Origin of the sequence: Enterococcus mundtii (assembly GCF_002947535.1) — a bacterium.
Lineage (GTDB): Bacteria > Bacillota > Bacilli > Lactobacillales > Enterococcaceae > Enterococcus_B > Enterococcus_B mundtii_B.
This window is the reverse complement of the sequence record NZ_PUAP01000079.1, coordinates 1-898: the sequence shown is the minus strand read 5'-3', so window position 1 is coordinate 898 and position 898 is coordinate 1. Positions and strand designations below refer to the sequence as shown.

General features: G+C 41.2%; 1 pseudogene. It reads right to left on the bottom strand.

The features are described from left to right. Positions 1-898: pseudogene (locus CUS89_RS16185) on the bottom strand (cell wall protein); the annotation flags it as partial.

Here is an 898-nt window from a genome sequence, read left to right as displayed (position 1 = left end):
TTTCTGGTTGTTCTGGATCAGCTAAAATTTCGATTCGATAATATGTATCTCGACCAAAAACATTATTCACCGCATTATTTAAAATCGTTCCCTGTTCCCCTTGTGTCGCATGGATCTTTGATACACCATCTTGCTCAATGATACTAAAGGCACCTACTGTCGCATCTTCTAAGCCTTTCAGTAAGAATGTACTTCCCCACTTAACTTCATAGGGAATCTCCAGCTCTACGGAGGCTAGACCGTCCTTCATAGCCATTCTCAAACGAACTTCTCGTTTACCAATGGTTGAAGTATCGAAGTCAGATAAGCGCTCGATTGTATACGTATCTTCTGCCACAGGTTCTCCATTGATCGTCACGCTATCTAATAATTCTTCCAATTCAAAGTTGGTTGTATCTTGCGCTAAAACAAGTTCCTTGTTTGCTGTATGAGCATCCATCACTGCCATTGGTTCAAATCCGTAGGCGGTTACTTCGTAGTAAGCATAAGCTGAATTGTAAGTGAAGTCTTTTTCTTCTTCGTTAACGAATAATACTGAACTTCCTTCTGAGCGTTGCGGATGATAAATTTTGATGATATCCCCAAATTGAACGGTTACAGCCCGATTATTTCCAAAATTATCCATCACTTGTTGTAGCGTTGCTCGTCCTGGCATATCTTGGGAATAAATTGTACGATCTCCACGAATGATCTCCATTGAGTAATACAAGGAAGAGTTTGGACTTAACTGCTCATTTAATGGTGAATCAATCCCTGGGAACATCGTTAACTGACGTACTGAATTATTACTTCCTGGTCTTAATGAGAAAGCACCTGCCGCCCCGCCATTGGCTGAGCGCATCACGATCGTATTTCCCCACTTGACTTCATAAGGGACGGTGATTTCTTTTGACACTAA